The sequence below is a fragment of the Pseudomonas sp. B21-012 genome (assembly GCF_024749305.1).
Lineage (GTDB): Bacteria > Pseudomonadota > Gammaproteobacteria > Pseudomonadales > Pseudomonadaceae > Aquipseudomonas.
In genome coordinates, this window is record NZ_CP087197.1 from 5088316 (window position 1) to 5104553 (window position 16238).

The following is a 16238-nucleotide window of genomic DNA, read 5'->3' on the forward strand; positions in this document are numbered from 1 at the left end:
TACCATCGCCGCAGCCATTTGCGCCAATAATAAGTCCAAGCCGCAGCGCCCTAACCTTTGAGGCCAGCATGTATATCTATCGTTTGGTCCTGCTTCTGGTCGTGGGGATCTACCTGTTCTCCCCGGCCATCATGGACTGGTGGATCGAGCCAACCGGAGCCTGGTATCGCCCTTACCTGCTCTGGCTGATCCTGATCGTCGTGACCTTTATCCTGCAGAGCCAACGTGATGCCGATGAGCTTTAGCCTGACCCAGATGATCCTGATCAGCGCCGCCTACCTGCTGGTGCTGTTCGGCGTGGCCTGGGTCAGCGAACGCGGGATGATCCCGCGCTCGATCATCCGCCACCCGCTGACCTACACCCTGTCGCTGGGCGTCTATGCCAGTGCCTGGGCCTTTTATGGCTCGGTGGGCCTGGCCTACCAATACGGCTACGGCTTTCTCGCCTGTTACCTGGGGGTGTCCGGGGCCTTTCTGCTGGCACCGGTGCTGCTGTACCCGATCCTGAAGATCACCCGCACTTACCAATTGTCGTCGCTGGCCGACCTGATCGCCTTCCGCTTTCGCAGTACCTGGGCCGGGGCGCTGACCACCATCTTCATGTTGATCGGCGTGCTGCCGCTGCTGGCCCTGCAGATCCAGGCGGTGGCCGACTCGATCAGCATTCTGACCGGCGAACCGGTCAAGGCGCGGGTCGCCTTTGCCTTTTGCGCATTGATCACCCTGTTCACCATTTTCTTTGGTTCGCGGCACATCGCTACCCGGGAGAAACACGAGGGCCTGGTGTTCGCCATTGCCTTCGAATCGGTGATCAAGCTGCTGGCCCTCGGCGGCATTGGCCTGTATGCGCTGTACGGCGTGTTTGGCGGCCCGCATGAGCTGGAAGTCTGGCTGCTGCAGAACCAGACCGCCCTCGCCGCCCTGCACACCCCGTTGCAGGAAGGCCCATGGCGCACCCTGCTGCTGGTGTTCTTCGCCTCGGCCATCGTCATGCCGCACATGTACCACATGGCCTTTACCGAAAACCTCAACCCGCGCTCGCTGGTCAGCGCCAGTTGGGGCCTGCCGCTGTTCCTGCTGCTGATGAGCCTGGCGGTGCCATTGATTCTCTGGGCCGGCCTGAAAATGGGCGCCAGCACCAGCCCGGAATACTTCACCCTGGGCCTGGGCATCGCCGCCAACAACCAGGCGCTGGCGCTATTGGCCTATATCGGCGGGCTCTCGGCTTCCAGCGGGCTGATCATCGTCACCACCCTGGCGCTTTCGGGCATGGCCCTCAACCACCTGGTGCTGCCGCTGTACCAGCCACCGGCCGAGGGCAACATCTACCGCTGGCTGAAATGGACCCGGCGGGCGCTGATCGTCGCCATCATCGCCGCCGGTTTCGGCTTCTACCTGACCCTGGGCAGCCAGCAGGACCTGGCCAACCTCGGCATCGTCGCCTTCGTCGCCACCTTGCAGTTCCTGCCGGGCGTGCTCTCGGTGCTGTACTGGCCGACCGCCAACCGCCGCGGCTTCATTGCCGGCCTGCTGGCGGGGATCCTGGTGTGGATGGTGACCATGCTGTTGCCGCTGGTGGGCAACCTGCAAGGCTTCTACATCCCGCTGCTGAACATGATCTATGTGCTCGACGACACCAGTTGGCACATGGCCGCGATCGCCTCGCTGGCCGCCAACGTGCTGCTGTTTACCCTGATCTCGCTGTTCACCAACGCCAGCAGTGAAGAAGTCAGCGCCGCCGAGGCCTGTGCGGTGGATAACGTGCGCCGCCCGCAGCGCCGTGAGCTGCACGCGGCCTCGCCGCAGGAATTCGCCACGCAACTGGCCAAGCCGCTGGGTGCCAAGGCTGCGCAGAAGGAAGTGGAACAAGCCCTGCGCGACCTCTACCTGCCGTTCGACGAGCGCCGCCCGTATGCCCTGCGCCGCCTGCGCGACCGCATCGAGGCCAACCTGTCGGGGCTGATGGGCCCGAGTGTGGCCCAGGACATGGTCGAGACCTTCCTGCCCTACAAGTCCGGTAACGAAAACTACGTGACCGAAGACATCCACTTCATCGAAAGCCGCCTGGAAGACTACCACTCGCGCCTGACCGGCCTTGCCGCCGAGCTCGATGCCCTGCGCCGTTACCACCGCCAGACCCTGCAGGAGTTGCCGATGGGCGTCTGCTCGCTGGCCAAGGACCAGGAGATCCTGATGTGGAACAAGGCCATGGAAGAGCTCACCGGCATCCCCGCCAAGCGCGTGGTCGGCTCGCGCCTGACCACCATTGCCGACCCCTGGCGCGGCCTGCTTTTGGGCTTCATCAACGTGCCCGACGAACACTTGCACAAACAACGCCTGGGCCTCGATGGCCAGACCCGCTGGCTGAACCTGCACAAGGCGGCCATCGACGAGCCACTGGCACCGGGTAACAGCGGCCTGGTGCTGCTGGTTGAAGACCTCACCGAAACCCAGGCTCTGGAAGACAAGCTGGTGCACTCCGAGCGCCTGGCCAGCATTGGCCGCCTGGCTGCCGGGGTGGCCCACGAGATCGGCAACCCGGTCACCGGTATCGCCTGCCTTGCGCAGAACCTGCGCGAAGAGCGCGAAGAGGACGGCGAGATCACCGAGCTGAGCAGCCAGATCCTGGAGCAGACCAAACGCATCTCGCGCATCGTCCAGTCGCTGATGAGCTTTGCCCATGCCGGCAGCCACCAGCACAGCGACGAGCCGGTGTGCCTGGCCGAAGTGGCCCAGGACGCCATCGGTCTGCTGGCCTTGAACCGGCGCAATTTCGAAGTACAGTTCTTCAACCTGTGCGACCCGGACCACTGGGTCGAGGGCGACCCGCAACGCCTGGCCCAGGTGCTGATCAACCTGCTGTCCAACGCCCGCGACGCCTCCCCGCCCGGCAGTGCCGTGCGGGTCAAGAGCGAAGCCAGCGAGCATACCGTCGACCTGATCGTCGAGGACGAAGGCAGCGGCATCCCGAAAAACATCATGGATCGTCTGTTCGAACCCTTCTTCACCACCAAGGACCCGGGCGAAGGCACCGGACTGGGGCTTGCTCTGGTCTATTCCATCGTGGAAGAGCATTATGGACAAATCACCATCGACAGCCCGGCCGATAGCCAGAGCCAACGCGGCACCCGGATCCGAGTGACCCTGCCGCGCCATGTCGTAGCGACGTCCGCTGTGAACTGAGACCGTCGAGAGAATTGAATCAATGCCGCATATTCTGATCGTCGAAGACGAAACCATCATCCGCTCGGCGTTGCGCCGATTGCTCGAGCGCAACCAGTACCAGGTCAGCGAGGCCGGCTCGGTGCAGGAAGCCCAGGAACGCTTCAGCATTGCGACCTTCGACCTGATTGTCAGCGACCTGCGCCTGCCCGGCGCACCGGGCACCGAACTGATCAAGCTCGGCCAGGGCACGCCGGTGCTGATCATGACCAGCTACGCCAGCCTGCGCTCTGCCGTCGACTCGATGAAAATGGGCGCGGTGGACTACATCGCCAAGCCGTTCGATCACGACGAAATGCTCCAGGCCGTGGCGCGCATCCTGCGTGACCGGCAGAACGCGCCGGCCGCCCCGGCCGAGCGCGGCAACGGCAAGGCGGTGCCCGGCGACAAGGCGGCCAGCACTGCAGCCAACGGCGAGATCGGCATCATCGGTTCCTGCCCGCCGATGCAGGACCTGTACGGCAAGATCCGCAAGGTTGCGCCAACCGATTCCAATGTATTGATCCAGGGCGAGTCGGGTACCGGTAAAGAGCTGGTGGCCCGCGCCCTGCACAACCTCTCGCGGCGCGCCAAGGCGCCGATGATCTCGGTGAACTGCGCGGCGATTCCCGAGACCCTGATCGAATCGGAACTGTTCGGCCACGAGAAAGGCGCCTTTACCGGTGCCAGCGCCGGTCGTGCCGGCCTGGTCGAAGCCGCCGATGGCGGTACGCTGTTCCTCGACGAAATCGGCGAACTGCCGCTCGAAGCCCAGGCCCGCCTGTTGCGCGTGCTGCAGGAAGGCGAGATTCGCCGGGTCGGCTCGGTGCAATCGCAAAAGGTCGATGTGCGCCTGATTGCCGCGACCCACCGCGACCTTAAGAACCTGGCCAAGGTCGGCCAGTTCCGCGAAGACCTTTACTACCGCCTGCACGTCATCGCCCTCAAGTTGCCCGCCCTGCGCGAGCGGGGCGCCGACGTCAACGAGATCGCCAATGCCTTCCTCGCTCGCCAGAGTGCGCGCGTGGGGCGTAACGACCTGCGCTTTGGCCACGACGCCGAGCAGGCGATCCGGCATTACTCCTGGCCAGGTAACGTGCGCGAGCTGGAAAACGCCGTGGAGCGTGCGGTAATCCTCTGCGAGAGCCCGGAAATTTCCGCCGACCTGCTGGGCATCGACATCGAACTGAGCGACCTGGAAGACGACGATCCGTTTGCCGGCCTGCCGGGTACCGGCAGCAATGCCAGCAACACCAGCCACGAGCCGACTGAAGACCTGTCGCTGGAGGACTACTTCCAGCATTTCGTCCTCGAGCACCAGGACCACATGACCGAGACCGAGCTCGCACGCAAACTCGGAGTCAGTCGCAAGTGCCTGTGGGAACGTCGTCAGCGCCTGGGTATCCCGCGGCGCAAGAGCGGGGCCACCAGCGAAGGCTGAGGCGTTTCAGCAGTTTTCGACGGTGGGCGGCGGTAACACTGTCACCTTGCGACAAACTGTTACCGCAGCACGAAGTCGTAACAAAAACCGGGGCTTACGGTAACGAAGCCCCGGTTTTTTTTCGCCCCGCGAACCCCGCAAAACCACTCCAAGCCCTTGTTTTACTGGGCTTTGCAAAAGTTGGCACGGCACCTGCTATATGTTTGGTACAAGAACAATAACAAGCACTGCAAAAGACAATAAAAATAAGACGAATCGGCTCACGCACAATAAGAACAAGACGGCGGAGGCGCAGCTAACTGATTCTTTTGGAGAGGAGTTGTATTTGGGGCTTGCCCCACAACCAGGCAGAGAACAATAAAAACTGCACTCAAGCAGGGCCTGAACTGGTTGGATCGCATGATCATTGCAACCTCAGCGACCAAAGCAATCCGTTTGCTCTTGATCCCGGTTAGGGAGACCGCCCACAAGCTTTTTTTGTGGGCAGGGCACTCAACAAAAACAAGAAGCCCAGCAAAAAAACAATAAGAGCATGCAACTACTTCTTGGGGAGCTTCGGCTCCCCTTGTAGTTTCTGCCCGCCCCAGCCTGCCCGCGCGTCGTCCGACGCGACCGCCTACACCATCCACCGAGTAAATGCTAGAATCCCCGCCCATCATGCGGCCATTCTTCGTTTTTGGCCGAACATTCCTTCAAACAGTGCATCCCATGCTGAAGAAGCTGTTCCAGTCATTCCGTCCTACCGTGCGTGGCCAGCACCATATCCGCACCACGCCCGAAGTGATCAATAGTGGTCAACATTCGCTGCAACGTGGCCAGTTCAGCCGCCACGCGGTGAACATCGTCGAGCGCCTGCAAAACGCTGGCTACCAGGCCTACCTGGTGGGTGGCTGCGTACGCGACCAGCTCCTGGGCATCACCCCCAAGGACTTCGACGTCGCCACCAGCGCCACCCCTGAACAGGTCCGCGGCGAATTTCGTAACGCCCGCATCATCGGTCGCCGTTTCAAGCTGGTTCACATCCATTTCGGCCGTGAAATCATCGAAGTCGCCACCTTCCGCGCCAACCACCCGGAAAGCGAAGAAGAGAACAGCCACACCTCGTCGCGTAACGAGAGTGGGCGAATTTTGCGCGACAACGTCTACGGCACCCTGGAAGAAGACGCCCAACGCCGCGACTTCACCATCAACGCCCTGTATTACGATCCGGTCAGCGAGCGCATCCTCGACTACGCCAACGGCGTACACGACATCCGCAACCGCCTGATTCGCCTGATCGGCGACCCGACCCAGCGCTACCAGGAAGACCCGGTGCGCATGCTGCGTGCTGTGCGTTTCGCCGCCAAGCTCAACTTCGGTATCGAGAAGCACACCGTGCAGCCGATTCGCCAACTGGCACCGATGCTGCGCGAGATCCCGGCGGCGCGCCTGTTCGAAGAATCGCTCAAGCTGTTCCTCTCCGGGCAGGCTGCCGACACCTTTGAAATGCTCGTCGACCTGGAGTTGTTCAACCCGCTGTTCCCGGCCAGTGCCGAAGCGCTCGAAGAACACCCGACCTACACCCACACCCTGATCAGCCAGGCTTTGATCAACACCGACCTGCGCGTCAAGCAGGGCAAGCCGGTGACTCCGGCCTTCCTGTTCGCCGCGATGCTCTGGCCAGCCCTGCCGGGTCGCGCCCTGCGCCTGCAGAGCCGTGGCATGCCGCCGATCCCGGCGATGAACGAAGCCGCCCACGAGCTGATCGCCGAACAATGCCAGCGCATTGCGATCCCCAAGCGCTTCACCATGCCGATCCGCGAGATCTGGGACATGCAGGAGCGCCTGCCACGACGCAGCGGCAAGCGTGCCGACCTGTTGCTCGACAACCCGCGTTTCCGCGCCGGTTACGACTTCCTGCTGCTGCGTGAAAGCGCGGGCGAAGAAACCGATGGCCTCGGCCAATGGTGGACTGACTACCAGGACTGCAACGACAGCGAGCGCCGCGACATGATTCGTGAGCTCGGCAGCCGTGACGAAGGCGCCGGTGCCGGCCCGCGCAAACGCAAGCGCAGCCCGAGCAAACGCAAGCGCGCCGACGGCGCTGCAGGCGAGTAACCGATGGTCCGCGCCTTCATTGGCCTGGGCAGCAACCTGGCCGATCCCGAGCAGCAATTGCGCAGCGCCGTCGAGGCGCTGGGGCAGTTGCATGAAAGCGCCCTGGCCGGGGTTTCGGCTTTCTACAGCAGCGAATCGCTATCGCCCGGGCAGCCGCGCTACACCAACGCCGTGGCAGCGCTGGATACCGCCCTCGCGCCGCTTGAGCTGCTCGATGCGCTGCAGGCCATTGAGGCCGATCAGGGCCGCGAGCGCAAAGAGCGCTGGGGCCCGCGCACCCTCGACCTGGATATCCTGCTGTACGGCAACCAGGTCATCGATGTGCCACGCCTGAAAGTGCCGCATTACCACATGCAGGCGCGACCGTTCGTCCTCTACCCGCTGGCCGAGCTGGTACCCGAAGACTTCTGCCTGGCCGATCAAAGGCCCCTGTCCCAATTACTGGCAGATTGCCCGTTCGTCGGCCTCGAGCGCCTGTAGCCGGGCGCTCCCCCAGCCGGTAACGCCCGTAACAGCGCATTAGTAACAATGCGGTAACAGGGTAATTGACTTCAGCCCCCTCGCTCACGACTATAGGCGTCCCGTGGCGCCCCGAGCGTCGCAAAAAGGCGTATATAGGCCTGGAACAGGTCGTAATTCAAACACCACGATCGATGATGTGCTGTTCCAGAAGATGAATACACGCGTTGTACGCAGTCGTTTTTCACAGCGCCTGAACGAGGATTCCTTTTCATGCCAGAAGTAACCCTGACCACCCTGCAGAGCCTCAAGGCCAAGGGTGAGAAAATAACCATGCTGACCTGCTACGACGCGACCTTTGCCCAGGCCGCCAGCCGTGCCGGCGTGGAAGTATTGCTGGTGGGTGACTCCCTGGGCATGGTCCTCCAGGGCCATGACAGCACCTTGCCAGTAACCAATGCCGAGATGGCCTATCACACTGCCTGCGTCAAACGCGGCAACGAAGGTGCGCTGATTCTTGCCGACCTGCCGTTCATGGCCTGCGCCACCACCGAGCAGGCGTTCGCCAACAGCGGCGCGCTGATGCAAGCCGGCGCGCACATGGTCAAGGTCGAAGGCGCCGCCTGGCTGGCGGAGACCATCCGCCTGCTGGCCGAACGTGGCGTGCCGGTGTGCGCGCACATGGGCCTGACCCCGCAAACCGTGAACATCCTCGGTGGCTACAAGGTCCAGGGCCGCCAGGAAAACCAGGCCCGGCAGATGCGTGCCGACGCCATCGCCCTGGAGCAAGCCGGCGCGGCCATGTTGCTGCTCGAGTGCGTGCCGACCGAACTTGCCGCCGAAATCACCCAGGCGGTGAGCATTCCGGTCATCGGTATTGGTGCCGGTAGCGCCACCGACGGCCAGGTCCTGGTGCTGCACGACATGCTCGGCCTGTCGCTGACCGGCCGGGTACCGAAGTTCGTGAAGAACTTCATGGCCGGCCAGAGCGACATTCAAGGTGCGCTCAAGGCTTATGTAACCGCCGTCAAGGAAGTCAGCTTCCCCGCCAGCGAACACGGGTTCAGTGCATGAATACAGTCAAGACCGTCCTCGAACTGCGCGCCGCCGTGGCGCGGGCGCGCAGTGAGGGCAAACGCATCGGCTTCGTGCCGACCATGGGCAACCTGCACAGCGGCCATGCCGCGCTGGTGACCAAGGCCGCGCAACGGGTCGACTTCGTCGTCGCCAGCATCTTCGTCAACCCGCTGCAGTTCGGCCCCAGCGAAGACCTCGACAAGTACCCGCGGACCCTCGCCGCCGACCAGGAGAAACTGCTCCAGGCCGGCTGCCACCTGCTGTTCGCCCCCACGGTCGAAGAAATGTACCCCGACGGCATGGCCGGGCAGACCCGGGTCAGCGTCCCGCAGTTGTCAGACGGGCTCTGTGGTGCCAGCCGTCCGGGCCATTTCGAAGGCGTGGCGACGGTGGTCAGCAAGCTGTTCAACATGGTCCAGCCGGACCTGGCGGTATTTGGCCAGAAAGACTTCCAGCAACTGGCGGTAATCCGCGCGCTGGTGCGCGACCTGAACATGCCGATCCAGATCATCGGCGAGCCGACCGTGCGCGCCGAAGACGGCCTGGCGCTGTCGTCGCGCAACGGTTACCTGAGCGACGAGCAGCGCGCCACGGCGCCAGCGCTGTATCGCCTGCTGAGCCAGATGGCCGCCGCCATCGAGCAAGGCGAACGCGACTACCCGGCGCTTATCGCCAACGGCCAGCAGCAACTGGCTGCAGCAGGCTTTCGCCCGGACTACCTGGAAGTCCGCCAGGCCCTGAGCCTGCGCCCGGCAAAGCCTGAAGACCGCGATCTGGTGATCCTGGTAGCCGCCTTCCTCGGCGCTACCCGCCTGATCGACAACCTGCACCTGAACCTTGACGACAAGTAACCCGGTCGCCCGCGGAGCTGCCTCTCCCTGTAACGCAGGCTGCATGCCTATAATTGGCATCAGCCTGCAAACGGGGCGCTGTTTTCAGTGTCCAAGGCAGTTCACGCAATAAGGAAACCTGCAGCGATGGCGTATTACCGCACCCCTCATGATGTTACCGCCCTGCCCGCCTGGCAGGCGCTCCAGCAACACCGCGAAGCCATGCAGGACTTCAGCATGCGCGACGCATTCACTGCCGAGCCAAAGCGCTTCGAAGAATTCTCCCTGAGCACCTGCGGGCTGTTCCTCGACTACTCGAAAAACCTGATCAACGCCCAGACCCGCGACCTGCTGGTGGGCCTGGCCAACGAGGTCGGTCTGCAAGAGGCCATCAAGGGCCTGTTCGCCGGCGAAATCCTTAACGCCTCCGAAGGCCGCCCGGCCCTGCATACCGCCCTGCGCCGCCCGGTGGGCGACAAGCTGAGCGTCAACGGCGTCAACGTGATGCCCGAGGTGCACAAGGTCCTCAACCAGGTGACCGAGCTGGTTGGCCGCATCCATGATGGCCTGTGGCGCGGCTACAGCGAGAAGCCGATCACCGACGTGGTCAACATCGGCATCGGTGGCTCGTTCCTCGGCCCCGAGCTGGTCTCCGAAGCCCTGCTGCCTTACGCCCAGCGCGGCGTGCGCTGCCATTACCTGGCAAACATCGACGGCAGCGAGTTCCACGAGCTGTCGGCCAAGCTGCGCGCCGAAACCACGCTGTTCATCGTCTCGTCGAAATCGTTCAATACCCTTGAAACCCTGAAGAACGCCCAGGCCGCCCGCGCCTGGTACCTGGCCCAGGGTGGTTCGGAAGCCGAGCTGTACAAGCATTTCATCGCCGTTTCCAGCAACAAGGCCGCCGCCGTGGCCTTCGGCATCCGTGAAGAAAACATCTTCCCGATGTGGGACTGGGTCGGCGGGCGTTACTCGCTGTGGTCAGCCATCGGCTTGCCGATTGCGCTGGCCATCGGTACCGCCAACTTCAAGGAACTGCTGTCCGGTGCCTACACCATGGACCAGCACTTCCAGAACGCGCCGTTCGAACAGAACATGCCGGTGCTGCTGGCCTTGCTCGGCGTGTGGTACGGCAACTTCTGGGGCGCGCAAAGCCACGCGATCCTGCCGTACGACCACTACCTGCGTAACATCACCAAGCACCTGCAACAGCTGGACATGGAATCCAACGGCAAGAGCGTCCGCCAGGACGGCACGCCGGTCAACCACGACACCGGCCCGGTCATCTGGGGCGGCGTGGGTTGCAACGGCCAGCATGCCTACCACCAGTTGCTGCACCAGGGCACCCAGCTGATTCCGGCCGACTTCATCGTCCCGGTGGTCAGCTTCAACCCGGTCGCCGACCATCACCAGTGGCTGTACGCCAACTGCCTGTCGCAGAGCCAGGCACTGATGCTGGGCAAGACCCGCAGCGAAGCCGAAGCCGAGCTGCGTGACAAAGGCATGGCCGAAGCCGAGATCCAGAAGCTGGCACCGCACAAGGTGATTCCGGGCAACCGCCCGAGCAATACCCTGGTGGTCGAGCGCATCAGCCCACGGCGTCTTGGCGCACTGGTGGCGATGTACGAGCACAAGGTATTCGTGCAAAGCGTCATCTGGGGTATCAACGCCTTCGACCAGTGGGGCGTGGAGCTGGGCAAGGAGCTCGGCAAGGGCGTCTACCAGCGCCTGACCGGCGGCATTGAAGAGCCTGCCGAAGACGCCTCGACCCAGGGCCTGATCAACTTCTTCCGCAGCCGTCACCGCGGTTGACCGCCCGCGCTGCCCCTGGCCGAACGAACACGGCCGGGGCAGCGGCTACACTGTCCTGACAAAAACAATCCGTCAGAACAGGACCCCGCCATGTTCGATATCAGCGACTTTCCCCAAGCCGATGCCGTCAGCAGAGCGGCGCAACTGAGCCAGGCCGACTACCAGCGCCTGTACCGCCAGTCCATCGACGACCCGGACACCTTCTGGTGCGAACAGGCCAAGGCCCTGGACTGGATCAAGCCCTGGAGCCAGGTCCAGCAGAGCGACATGAAGACCGGCCAGGCCGCCTGGTTCAAGGGCGCGCAACTCAATGTCAGCTACAACTGCATCGATCGTCACCTGGCCACCCGGGGCGATCGACCGGCGATCATTCGCGAAGGCGACAACCCTGCCGACTCCAGCGTCATCACCTACCGCGAACTGCACCAGCAGGTCTGCCGCCTGGCCAACGTACTCAAGCAGCGCGGGGTAAAAAAAGGCGACCGGGTGTGCATCTACATGCCCATGGTCCCGGAGGCGGCCTACGCCATGCTCGCCTGCAGCCGCATTGGCGCCATTCACTCGGTGGTGTTCGGTGGCTTCTCGCCGGATGCCCTGCGTGACCGGATTCTCGACGCCGACTGTCGCACGCTGATCACCGCCGATGAAGGCGTGCGCGGCGGCAAGAGCGTGGCGCTGAAGCACAACGTCGACAAGGCCCTGCTCAGTTGCCCGGATGTCAGTACGGTGGTGGTGATCAAGCGTACTGGCGGCAAGATCGACTGGCGCGAAGGCCGCGATCTCTGGTACCACGAAGCGATCAAGCAGGTCAGTGATGACTGCCCACCCGAGCCGATGGACGCCGAAGACCCGCTGTTCATCCTCTATACCTCCGGCAGCACTGGCAAACCCAAGGGCGTACTGCACACCACCGCCGGCTACCTGCTGCAGGCGGCGCTGACCTTCAAGACCGTGTTCGATTACCGCGAGGGCGAGGTGTTCTGGTGCACCGCCGATGTCGGCTGGGTGACCGGCCACAGCTATATCGTCTACGGGCCGCTGGCCAACGGTGCAATTACCCTGATGTTCGAAGGCGTGCCCAACTACCCCGATGCCTCGCGCTTCTGGCAGGTGGTCGACAAGCACCAGGTCAATATCTTCTACACCGCGCCCACCGCCCTGCGCGCGCTGATGCGCGAAGGCCAGGGCCCGTTGGCGGGCACCTCGCGCAAGAGCCTGCGCCTGCTCGGCAGCGTCGGAGAGCCAATCAACCCGGAAGCCTGGGAATGGTATTTCGAGGCCGTAGGCGAAAAACGCTGCCCGATCGTCGACACCTGGTGGCAGACCGAAACCGGCGGCATCATGATCAGCCCGTTGGTGGGCACCCGGCGAATCAAGCCCGGGTGCGCCACCCAGCCGCTGTTCGGCGTGCAACCGGTGTTGCTGGACGAAAAAGGCAAGCTGATCGAAGGCCCCGGCAGCGGCATGCTGGCGATCAAGGCCAGCTGGCCTGGGCAGATCCGCGGCGTGTACGGCGATCCGCAGCGGATGATCGATACCTACTTCAAGCCGCTGCCGGGCTATTACTTCACCGGCGACGGTGCGCGCCGCGACGCAGACGGCGACCTGTGGATAACCGGGCGCATCGATGACGTGATCAACGTCTCCGGGCACCGGATCGGCACCGCCGAGGTGGAAAGCGCCCTGGTACTGCACGACAGCATCGCCGAAGCGGCCGTTGTCGGGTACCCTCACGATCTCAAGGGCCAAGGCATCTATGCCTTTGTCACGCCCATGAACGGTGTGACCCCGGACGACAGCCTCAAGCAGCAGCTGCTGGCCCTGGTCAGCAAAGAGATTGGCAGCTTCGCCAAACCCGAGCTGATCCAGTGGGCGCCGGCACTGCCCAAGACCCGTTCGGGCAAGATCATGCGGCGCATCCTGCGCAAGATCGCCTGCAACGAGCTCGACAGCCTCGGCGATACCTCGACCCTGGCCGACCCGAGCGTGGTCCAGGGCCTGATCGACAAACGCCTGAACACTTAAGCGGCAGCGCTGATCGGCTGCCTTGAACACAAGGTAACCATGGAAGCGATTCGCCGCCGTATCGAAACCCAGGTGATGAGCCTGACCGGCTTGTCCCTGGGTCAGCTGGACCTGGAAAACCCCAAGGGCGACCCCGGCCTGTTCGGCCCGGACAGCCTCAGCTGGCGTGTGCACGGCGACTTCCCGAGCATGCTGATCGGCGGCATCAGTGCCCTGCTCCTGCAGTTGCTGCACCCGCTGGCGCTGGCTGGCGTGTGGGATCATTCCAACTTTCGCCAGGACCTGCTCGGCCGCTTGCGCCGCACCAGCCAGTTCATCTCCGGCACCACCTTCGGTTCGAGCCGGGATGCCAACTGGCTGATCGAAAAAGTGCGCACCATTCACCTGCAGGTGGTCGGCAGCGCCGCCGATGGCCGGCCCTATGCCGCCAGCGACCCGGACCTGCTGACCTGGGTGCATGTGGCCGAGGTCAGCAGCTTTCTTGCCGCCCACATGCGCTACCGCAACCCGCAGATGCCGGTCACCGAACAGGACGCCTACTACGCCGAGATCGCCCTGATCGCCGAGCGCCTGGGCGCGCGCAACGTGCCGCGCTCACGCCAGCAAATTGCCGACTACCTGCAGGCCATGCGCCCGCAACTGCTGTGCGACGCGCGCAGCCATGAAGTGGTGCAGGTGCTGCTCGACGCGCCGGCGCCCAGCCGCCTGGCGCAACCGGTCGGCGCCTTGATGCTGCGCGCCGGTATCGACCTGCTGCCGGAATGGGCCAGCGCGATGCTCGAGCTGGGCCAGAACCCGCTGCAACGCCGATTGATTCGCCTGGGCATCCACAGCACTGCTCCGGTGCTGCGCTGGGCCATGCGCGACGGCTCGGCCCATCGCGCCCGGCGGCGTATGGGAATCGCCTGAGCGGTACGCCAATAGCCCTCGCCCGCTCATCTATGCCACCATGCCGGTCTATCCAGGCCCTGGGGCCTGAACCGTTCTGACGCCAAATCCAATAAGAGTGAGGACCCGCGCCATGCAAGATGTCGTAATCGTTGCCGCCACCCGTACTGCTGTCGGGAGCTACCAGGGGGCGCTGGCCAACATTCCTGCCGTCGACCTCGGCGCTGCGGTGATCCGCCAGTTGCTGACCCAGACCGGCATCGATGCCGAACTGGTCGATGAAGTCATCCTCGGCCAGGTACTGACCGCCGGTGCCGGGCAGAACCCGGCGCGTCAGGCCGCGATCAAGGCCGGCCTGCCCCACGCGGTACCGGCCATGACCCTGAACAAGGTCTGCGGCTCGGGCCTCAAGGCCCTGCACCTGGCGACCCAGGCAATTCGCTGCGGCGATGCCGAGGTGATCATCGCCGGCGGCCAGGAGAACATGAGCCTGGCCAACTACGTCATGCCGGGTGCCCGTACCGGCCTGCGCATGGGCCACAGCACACTGATCGACAGCATGATCAGCGATGGCCTGTGGGATGCGTTCAACGACTACCACATGGGCATCACCGCCGAGAACCTGGTGGAAAAATACGGCATCAGCCGGGAAGAACAGGACGCCTTCGCCGCCGCCTCGCAGCAGAAAGCCGCCGCAGCCATCGAAGCCCGGCACTTCGTCGACGAAATCACCCCGATCCTGATTCCGCAGCGCAAGGGCGAGCCGGTGGCCTTCGCCACCGACGAGCAACCCCGCGCCGGCACTACCGCCGAGTCGCTGGGCAAGCTCAAGCCGGCATTCAAGAAAGACGGCACGGTAACAGCCGGTAACGCCTCGTCGCTCAACGACGGTGCGGCAGCGGTACTGCTGATGAGTGCGGCCAAGGCGCAACAGCTGGGCCTGCCGATCCTGGCGCGGATCAAGGCCTATGCCAACGCCGGGGTTGATCCGGCGATCATGGGCATCGGCCCGGTCAGCGCCACCCGCCGCTGCCTGGACAAGGCCGGCTGGCAGTTGAGCGACCTTGATCTGATCGAGGCCAACGAAGCCTTTGCCGCCCAGGCCCTGTCGGTGGGCAAGGAGCTGGGCTGGGACGCCAGCAAGGTCAACGTCAATGGCGGCGCGATTGCCCTGGGGCACCCGATTGGCGCCTCGGGTTGCCGGGTGCTGGTAACTTTGCTGCACGAAATGATCAAGCGTGACGTCAGCAAAGGCCTGGCCACCCTGTGCATCGGCGGTGGTCAGGGCGTGGCCCTGGCGATCGAGCGCTGATCACTGCGGGAGGGGCTGCAACGGCCCCTCCCCTGCCCTGAACTGATAAACTGCACGTCCGCAAACCAAGGCCACGTGCATGTCCCTCTTGAATCAGGCGCTGCGCGCCGCCCTCGACGCCCGCCAGGGCCTTCTCGCCGAACTGCATGCCCAGGGCACCGACTGCTATCGACTGTTCCATGGCAGCCAGGAAGGCGCCAGCGGCCTGACCATCGACCGCTACGGCCCGCAGTTGCTGGTGCAAAGCTTCCACCAAAGCCTTGAGACCGGCGCCTTGCTGGAGCTGCACGCGGCGGTGCAGGCGCACCTGGGCCTGGAACTGCTGTTGGTCTACAACGACCGTTCCCAGGGCAACAGCCGCATCGATCGTCGCGACCCGGTGTATCAGGCGAGCGAGGCCGCGCTGGCCGATCATGTCGGTCACGAATGGGGCCTGAACTACCGGGTACGTGGCCGCCATGCCGGGCAGGATCCGCTACTGTTCCTCGACCTGCGCAATGCCCGTGGCTGGGTCAAGCAGCACAGTGCCGGCAAAAGCGTGCTCAACCTCTTTGCCTATACCTGCGGCGTCGGCCTCAGCGCCGCAGCGGGCGGCGCGCGCGAGGTGTGCAACCTGGACTTCGCCGAAGGCAACCTGGCGGTCGGCAAGGAGAACGGCGCACTCAACCCGCAACTGTTGCCGATGAGCTTTATCCAGTCCGATTACTTTCCGGCGATCCGCCAGTTCGCCGGCTTGCCGGTCAGCCAGCGTCGCGGCCACAAGCTGCCGCCGTATCCGCGCCTGGAGCAGCGCCAGTTCGACCTGGTGTTCCTCGACCCGCCGGCCTGGGCCAAGAGCGCCTTCGGCACCGTCGACCTGCTGCGCGACTACCAGAGCCTGCTCAAGCCGGCCCTGTTGAGCACCGCCGACGACGGCGTACTGATCTGCTGTAACAACCTGGCCAAGGTCAATGTCGACGACTGGCGCGAGCAAGTGCTGCGCTGCGCCGAGAAAGCCGGACGCCCGGTACGCGACTGGCAAGTGCTCAAACCCGCCGGCGACTTTCCGTCGCAGGATGGCCAGCCGCCACTGAAGACCTTGATTCTTCAGCTCTGA

Annotated in this window: 12 protein-coding genes; all 12 read left to right on the plus strand. The window is 63.9% G+C overall.

Annotated features, from left to right (window positions below):
* Positions 1–68 precede the first annotated feature (68 nt).
* The 12 genes from LOY37_RS23320 to LOY37_RS23375 all read left to right on the plus strand — a co-directional run bounded on the left by LOY37_RS23320 (position 69) and on the right by LOY37_RS23375 (position 16238).
* Positions 69–245 (plus strand): hypothetical protein, encoded by a 177-nt coding sequence (locus tag LOY37_RS23320; RefSeq protein WP_003250005.1) that lies wholly within the window; start codon positions 69–71, stop codon positions 243–245.
* Positions 229–3183 (plus strand): sensor histidine kinase, encoded by a 2955-nt coding sequence (locus tag LOY37_RS23325; RefSeq protein ID WP_176794212.1) that lies wholly within the window; start codon positions 229–231, stop codon positions 3181–3183. The genes LOY37_RS23320 and LOY37_RS23325 overlap by 17 nt, the downstream gene beginning before the upstream one ends.
* Before the next feature lie 22 nt (positions 3184–3205).
* Positions 3206–4642, plus strand: a complete 1437-nt coding sequence (locus LOY37_RS23330) for a sigma-54 dependent transcriptional regulator (protein WP_258608100.1) — start codon at positions 3206–3208, stop codon at positions 4640–4642.
* A gap of 708 nt (positions 4643–5350) precedes the next feature.
* Complete coding sequence (locus tag LOY37_RS23335; RefSeq protein WP_045199703.1) at positions 5351–6739, plus strand: polynucleotide adenylyltransferase PcnB; 1389 nt, start codon at positions 5351–5353, stop codon at positions 6737–6739.
* A 3-nt stretch (positions 6740–6742) separates the two neighbouring features.
* Positions 6743–7219 (plus strand): 2-amino-4-hydroxy-6-hydroxymethyldihydropteridine diphosphokinase, encoded by a 477-nt coding sequence (gene folK / locus LOY37_RS23340; RefSeq protein ID WP_258715830.1) that lies wholly within the window; start codon positions 6743–6745, stop codon positions 7217–7219.
* A gap of 252 nt (positions 7220–7471) precedes the next feature.
* Entirely contained in the window at positions 7472–8272 is an 801-nt protein-coding gene (panB, locus tag LOY37_RS23345) for a 3-methyl-2-oxobutanoate hydroxymethyltransferase (protein ID WP_045199705.1), read from the plus strand.
* Complete coding sequence (panC, locus tag LOY37_RS23350; RefSeq protein ID WP_258715831.1) at positions 8269–9126, plus strand: pantoate--beta-alanine ligase; 858 nt, start codon at positions 8269–8271, stop codon at positions 9124–9126. The genes panB and panC overlap by 4 nt, the downstream gene beginning before the upstream one ends.
* A 126-nt stretch (positions 9127–9252) precedes the next feature.
* Positions 9253–10917 (plus strand): glucose-6-phosphate isomerase, encoded by a 1665-nt coding sequence (pgi, locus tag LOY37_RS23355; RefSeq protein ID WP_258715832.1) that lies wholly within the window; start codon positions 9253–9255, stop codon positions 10915–10917.
* 90 nt (positions 10918–11007) lie between these two features.
* Positions 11008–12942, plus strand: a complete 1935-nt coding sequence (gene acs, locus LOY37_RS23360) for an acetate--CoA ligase (protein WP_258608102.1) — start codon at positions 11008–11010, stop codon at positions 12940–12942.
* 39 nt (positions 12943–12981) lie between these two features.
* Entirely contained in the window at positions 12982–13851 is an 870-nt protein-coding gene (locus LOY37_RS23365) for an oxygenase MpaB family protein (RefSeq protein WP_045199709.1), read from the plus strand.
* A gap of 112 nt (positions 13852–13963) precedes the next feature.
* Entirely contained in the window at positions 13964–15142 is a 1179-nt protein-coding gene (locus tag LOY37_RS23370) for an acetyl-CoA C-acetyltransferase (protein WP_258715833.1), read from the plus strand.
* 79 nt (positions 15143–15221) lie between these two features.
* Positions 15222–16238, plus strand: coding sequence for a class I SAM-dependent rRNA methyltransferase (locus tag LOY37_RS23375; RefSeq protein ID WP_258715834.1), 1017 nt, complete (start codon positions 15222–15224; stop codon positions 16236–16238).

What these genes read in the sequence shown, in the direction of transcription:
- LOY37_RS23320 (WP_003250005.1), top strand. Translation starts at nt 69, where the DNA reads ATGTATATCTATCGTTTGGTCCTGCTTCTGGTCGTGGGGATCTACCTG.
- LOY37_RS23325 (WP_176794212.1), top strand. Translation starts at nt 229, where the DNA reads ATGCCGATGAGCTTTAGCCTGACCCAGATGATCCTGATCAGCGCCGCC.
- LOY37_RS23330 (WP_258608100.1), top strand. Translation starts at nt 3,206, where the DNA reads ATGCCGCATATTCTGATCGTCGAAGACGAAACCATCATCCGCTCGGCG.
- LOY37_RS23335 (WP_045199703.1), top strand. Translation starts at nt 5,351, where the DNA reads ATGCTGAAGAAGCTGTTCCAGTCATTCCGTCCTACCGTGCGTGGCCAG.
- folK (WP_258715830.1), top strand. Translation starts at nt 6,743, where the DNA reads ATGGTCCGCGCCTTCATTGGCCTGGGCAGCAACCTGGCCGATCCCGAG.
- panB (WP_045199705.1), top strand. Translation starts at nt 7,472, where the DNA reads ATGCCAGAAGTAACCCTGACCACCCTGCAGAGCCTCAAGGCCAAGGGT.
- panC (WP_258715831.1), top strand. Translation starts at nt 8,269, where the DNA reads ATGAATACAGTCAAGACCGTCCTCGAACTGCGCGCCGCCGTGGCGCGG.
- pgi (WP_258715832.1), top strand. Translation starts at nt 9,253, where the DNA reads ATGGCGTATTACCGCACCCCTCATGATGTTACCGCCCTGCCCGCCTGG.
- acs (WP_258608102.1), top strand. Translation starts at nt 11,008, where the DNA reads ATGTTCGATATCAGCGACTTTCCCCAAGCCGATGCCGTCAGCAGAGCG.
- LOY37_RS23365 (WP_045199709.1), top strand. Translation starts at nt 12,982, where the DNA reads ATGGAAGCGATTCGCCGCCGTATCGAAACCCAGGTGATGAGCCTGACC.
- LOY37_RS23370 (WP_258715833.1), top strand. Translation starts at nt 13,964, where the DNA reads ATGCAAGATGTCGTAATCGTTGCCGCCACCCGTACTGCTGTCGGGAGC.
- LOY37_RS23375 (WP_258715834.1), top strand. Translation starts at nt 15,222, where the DNA reads ATGTCCCTCTTGAATCAGGCGCTGCGCGCCGCCCTCGACGCCCGCCAG.